At 68.3% G+C, this 4439-nt stretch carries 6 protein-coding genes; 2 read left to right on the top strand and 4 right to left on the bottom strand.

The annotated features are described in order from the left end of the window. On the bottom strand, window positions 1–1011 hold a 1011-nt coding region (locus tag ACR2JA_RS05365; protein WP_434008079.1), incomplete at its 3' end, for a wax ester/triacylglycerol synthase domain-containing protein. Window positions 1012–1156: 145 nt separating this feature from the next. On the opposite strand from ACR2JA_RS05365, the gene ACR2JA_RS05360 reads away from it, so the two are divergent. Then, complete coding sequence (locus tag ACR2JA_RS05360) at window positions 1157–1411, top strand: acyl-CoA-binding protein (RefSeq protein WP_434008078.1); 255 nt, start codon at window positions 1157–1159, stop codon at window positions 1409–1411. A 138-nt stretch (window positions 1412–1549) separates the two neighbouring features. Here the strand turns inward: ACR2JA_RS05360 and ACR2JA_RS05355 are convergent, their stop codons facing one another. Together ACR2JA_RS05355 and ACR2JA_RS05350 are read right to left on the bottom strand one after the other, a co-directional pair. Next, window positions 1550–1873 (bottom strand): polyhydroxyalkanoic acid system family protein, encoded by a 324-nt coding sequence (locus ACR2JA_RS05355; RefSeq protein ID WP_434008077.1) that lies wholly within the window; start codon window positions 1871–1873, stop codon window positions 1550–1552. 25 nt (window positions 1874–1898) lie between these two features. Further along, window positions 1899–2984: an aminopeptidase gene (locus tag ACR2JA_RS05350; protein WP_434008076.1), complete on the bottom strand. Its 1086-nt coding sequence runs from the start codon at window positions 2982–2984 to the stop codon at window positions 1899–1901. 102 nt (window positions 2985–3086) lie between these two features. Between ACR2JA_RS05350 and ACR2JA_RS05345 the strand changes: the two genes are divergently transcribed. Continuing rightward, window positions 3087–3641 (top strand): hypothetical protein, encoded by a 555-nt coding sequence (locus tag ACR2JA_RS05345; RefSeq protein WP_434008075.1) that lies wholly within the window; start codon window positions 3087–3089, stop codon window positions 3639–3641. On the opposite strand, the gene ACR2JA_RS05340 is transcribed toward ACR2JA_RS05345, so the two are convergent. After that, window positions 3642–4439 (bottom strand): molybdopterin-containing oxidoreductase family protein (locus tag ACR2JA_RS05340; protein WP_434008074.1); only part of this gene is annotated, 798 nt, incomplete at its 5' end. It lies immediately after the preceding gene.

Below are 4439 nucleotides of genomic sequence, written 5' to 3'. Positions count from 1 at the left end.
CGGGTCTTCGCCGCGCGCGCGCAAGTACTGGCCGATGGCGCCGGCCACGCAGCTGAGCAGCACGTCGTTGACCGAGCAGTTCAGCCCCTTGCCGATGGCCTTGACCTCGTCCAGCGGGATCGGCTGGCACCAGGCCACGCGCTTGCGGCCCACCGGTTGGCCCTTGAGTGGGGTGGGCGAGTCGTCGGGCATCAGCGCCAGGGCCGCCAGGTCGCTGGCCAGCTGGCCGCCCATGCGGGCGAGGTCCAGGGCCTGACCCAGCGAGTCGCTCAGGCTCTGTTGCGGGGTGGACAACGCGGCCAGCGACTTGGCAGCGCCGCCGCACGCCAGGTCCAGCGCCTTGGCGGTCAGGTCGCCAAAGGGGCGGATCAGGGTATCGGCCAGCCAGTCTTCGGCGGCTTCCAGCCCGGCTTTGTCGGCGCCTTTTGGGCGTGCGCGGCGGGGCGGCTCGGCGCCGCCGTCGACCAGGCTCATCATCACGCTGATCAGCGCGATGCCGTCGGCAATGCAATGGTGGATGCGCGCGATCAGCGCCGAGCCGCCCTGGTACTGCTCGACCAGCTCGAACTGCCACAGCGGGTGCGCCGGGTTGAGTGGCTGCATGGCCAGTTGGGCCACGCGGGCCTGCAGCGCGGCCTGCTCGCTCTGCCCGCGCTGGCGCGGCAGGTCCTGTGCGCTCACGTGCCGTTCCAGGCGGAAATCGGGGTCGTCCAGCCAGTGCGCGCCGGCGGCGTCTTCGCGCGCCAACTGCACGAATCGGCGGTAGGGCAGCAGGCGCTCGCGCACGCGTTGCTGCAGGTCGGCCAGCGTGATGCCGGGCCGCAGGATCCACACGCCCAGGATCATCATCAGGTTGGTCGGCGAGTCCATGCGCAGCCAGGCCGTGTCGACCTTGCTCATGCGCTCGCCTTCCAGGCCCAGCGTGCTGGCCAGCGTTCGGGCCGCGTGGGGGCCGGTGCCAGCGGCATCGGCCTGGGCGCGCTGGGGGGGCTTGGAAATGCGCTGGACCATGGTGTCTCCTGGTCGTCCGCGGGGGACGCCGCTGTGTGTTGGGGGTGCGCGTCTATTTTGCCGGTGGAGCGAACCGTAAGATACCGGGCCTGCCCCTAGACCGCCGGCGCCTGTTGTGCGCGGGCACACCCATCAGGAGAACCGCATGTCCGATCTCAACGCCCGTTTCGAAGCCGCCGTGGCCAACTCCAAGAAACTGGCCGAACGCCCCGACAACACCACGCTGCTGAAGATCTATGGTCTGTACAAGCAGGCCACCACGGGTGACAACACCGAGAAGAAGCCCGGTTTCAGCGACCTGGTGGGCCGCGCCAAGTGGGACGCCTGGAACGGCTGCAAGGGCACGTCTTCGGACGACGCCAAACAGCAGTACATCGACCTGATCGAATCCTTGTCTTGACCCACCCCCGCCGCGCTGCGCGCGACCCCCTCAAGGGGGCAACGCGATGCGGCCCGGCGGAGCCGGTTCCGCCGCGTTCTGCATCAGTCTTTTCGCGTCGGAGTCGACTCTGAATCCAAGGCCTGGACGCCCACGCGTTCAGGTCTTTTTCTTTTTCGCAGCGGCCGGTTTTTTGCTGGCCAGCAGCGCGTCGAGGTTCTTCACGATCTCGCCTTCGATGCGGTCCTTGAACGCGCCGAGCAGAAAGCCGAGCTGGGCTTCCAACTCGAAGTGGTCGCCCGCGACCTTGAGCGTGCCGCTGACGCCGCTGCGGCTGAACTGCACCTCGTCGCCGTCGTCGCCTTCTTCGTAGGTGCAGGCCATGTCGAAATCGGCCTCGGCCTGTTCGGCCCACTGCCAGGCGATCTTGCGTGCACCGGCCAGGCCCAGCTGGTGTTCGCGGTGGATGTGGATCTGGGCCATGGGGTCTCCTCGGGTGGTGTGTGGATCAGTGGGCGCTGGCCGCCAGCGTGGCGTCAGGGGTGGGCAGCAGGGCTTGCAGCGTGGCGCTGCGTTCGGCCTTGGGCTGCTCGGCCAGCGCGCGCACCGCATCATAAAAGCGTGTGAAATTGCGGCCTTGTGCTTCGAACAGCGCCTCGAAAGCCGGTACCCACTGGTCGTACGCGGCCTGGGCGCCGAAGCTGGCGTTGTTGGCCTGGCGCACCCAGGTGTCGTAGCCCGCGTAGCCGCCCCAGCCCTGCTTGAGCGCCTCGTAGTCGCGGCGAAAGTCCGCCATCACCTCGGCCTTGCGGGCGCGGCGGGTGTCGGTGTCGAGCGTGGTGTCGGCGTACAGCGCCTGCAGGCGCTGACGGGTGGCCAGGGTCAGGGCGCGGAAGGCGCGGCGCCGTTCGTTGAAGCGTGTGTAGTCGTTGCGCACGGCCTCACCCGCCTGTGCCAGCCAGCGCTCGCCACCCAGGCGCTCCACCGCGGTGGCGAAGGACTCGTTGAACGCGGTGTCGTCCTGCACATAGAGCACCTGGTGGGCGAGTTCGTGGAACACCAGGCGGGCGAGTTCGCCCTCGGGGTAGCCGATGAAGGTGTTGAGCAACGGGTCGCCGCCGGCCCAGTTCATCCAGCCCAGGGTGGAGTAGGCGGGCACCGGGTACACGGCCACTTCCAGATCGCCCGGCAGGCTGGCGGCGAAGGCCTGTGCGTTGGCTTCGTCGTAGTAGCCGCGGTAGCCCACGCAGCCCACCACCGGGAAGCACCAGGTTTGCAGCGTGAGCGAGAACTCGGGCGCGGCCACCACGTTGTAGACCGCCGCGCGGCGTTTCAGGTCGGCGTAGCGGTGGTAGCTGGCGTTGTCGGGCAGCGCCAGTTCGGCCGAGGCATAGGCGCGGATGCGGCGCGCGGTGACCAGCTTCTGCCGCAGCGGCTCGGGCGTGGCGCTGTCGGCCACCCAGTCGTCCACCGGGCGTGCGGCCTGCATCAGGGCCAGGTGGCCGGTGACCGACTGCCAGTAGTAGCCCGCGCCGGTGGTGGGGCTGGCGCAACCGCTCAGGCCCAGCAGCAGCGCGGCCACGACCCAGCCCATGCGGACAGTCCCGCCACCCCTCTGTTCATGGGGTGCACGAAGTGGCGCAGCGTTCATAGACTGAAAACGTTTTCGTTACCCCATAACCCACGGAGTTTGATCATGAAGAATAGCCCGATTCGCGCCGCGTCTGTCCTGCTGCTGGCCTTTGGTTTGGCGGCTTGTGGGGGTGGGGGTGGGGGTGGGGGTGATTCCACCACGACCACTACGACCACATCGGGTGGAGTCAGCGGTGGCACCCTAACGCTGTCGGCCACCGCGCCCGCGGCCTACACCGGCGACATCGTGGCGGCATCGGTCGAGACCAAGGCCGAGGCCGCCAACATGGCGATCACGGTCCCCTACTGCACGGTGGAGTTTGTCGGCGCGCCCGGCCCGAATGGGAAGACCTACAACGGTAAGGTCTACTTCCTGCAAGGCGCCACGCCAACGCCGGTCAACCTGTCGATCGGCGAGGAGCCTACCTATGCCTGGGGTGTGAACGATTTCAATGTGGCCGGCGTGTCTGGTGTGACGGTCGATCTGGCGGGCAAGACCATCTCCATCAGCAACAAGGCCATGACGGGCACGGATATGAACGGCGACCCCGACCCGGCCCAGAGCGCACCCGTCAATGGCAGCATTGCCTTCCCGGCGGTGGCCGGATGTGGCGCCTGATCACGCCGCCGCCACCTCCACCAGACAGTCATAAAACACCGGTCCACGCCCCAGATCGGTCAGGCGCTGGCTGGTGACTTCGTTGACGTTGGTGCCGTCCGGCCCCAGCTTGCGCCACCAGATGCCCAGGCCGTTGACCACGCCGGGGCGGGCGCGCTTCGAGACTTCGGCCTTGCAGCGGTATTCGCCGCGCTGGTTGAACACCCGCACCATCTGCCCGCTGGTGATGCCGCGCGCGGCCGCGTCGTCGGCGTGCATCTCCAGCACCGGCTCGCCTTCGATGTCGCGCAGGCTTTGGACGTTGACGAAGCTGGAGTTGAGGAAGTTGCGCGCGGGCGGTGAAATCATGGCCAGCGGGTGGCGTGGGTCGCTGCCGGCGGGCTCGAAGTTGGGCAGGTGGTCGGGCAGGCCGTCCAGCCCCTGTGCCGCCAAGCGGGCGCTGAAGAATTCGCACCTCCCCGACGGGGTGGGGAAGTTGCCGCTGGCAAACGGCGCCTCGGGCACCGGCAGCGTGGTCCAGCCCTGGTCCAGCAGTTGCTGGAAGTCGACCGCGTCGCCCATCGCGGTGCGGCACAGGGTTTGATCGTCGTCGGCGAAGCAGGGCTCGTCAAAACCCATGCGGCGCGCCAGTTCGCGAAACACCTCGGTGTTGGGGCGCGCCTGGCCCAGTGGCGCCACGGCGGGGCGGTTGAGCAGCACGTCGGTGTGGCCGTAGCTGGTGTGGATGTCCCAGTGCTCCAGCTGGGTGGTGGCCGGCAGGATGATGTCGGCGTGGTCGGCGGTGTCGGTCTGGAAGTG

Origin of the sequence: Hydrogenophaga sp. (assembly GCF_051007235.1) — a bacterium.
Classification (GTDB): domain Bacteria; phylum Pseudomonadota; class Gammaproteobacteria; order Burkholderiales; family Burkholderiaceae_C; genus Hydrogenophaga.
Note: the sequence above shows the minus strand (reverse complement) of the source record. Positions and strands in the feature narration are given on the sequence as shown.

Bases quoted from the DNA above. Each gene is read 5' to 3' on its own strand.
- ACR2JA_RS05360 (WP_434008078.1), top strand. From the start codon at position 1,157: ATGTCCGATCTCAACGCCCGTTTCGAAGCCGCCGTGGCCAACTCCAAG.
- ACR2JA_RS05355 (WP_434008077.1), bottom strand. From the start codon at position 1,873: ATGGCCCAGATCCACATCCACCGCGAACACCAGCTGGGCCTGGCCGGT.
- ACR2JA_RS05345 (WP_434008075.1), top strand. From the start codon at position 3,087: ATGAAGAATAGCCCGATTCGCGCCGCGTCTGTCCTGCTGCTGGCCTTT.
- ACR2JA_RS05350 (WP_434008076.1), bottom strand. From the start codon at position 2,984: ATGGGCTGGGTCGTGGCCGCGCTGCTGCTGGGCCTGAGCGGTTGCGCC.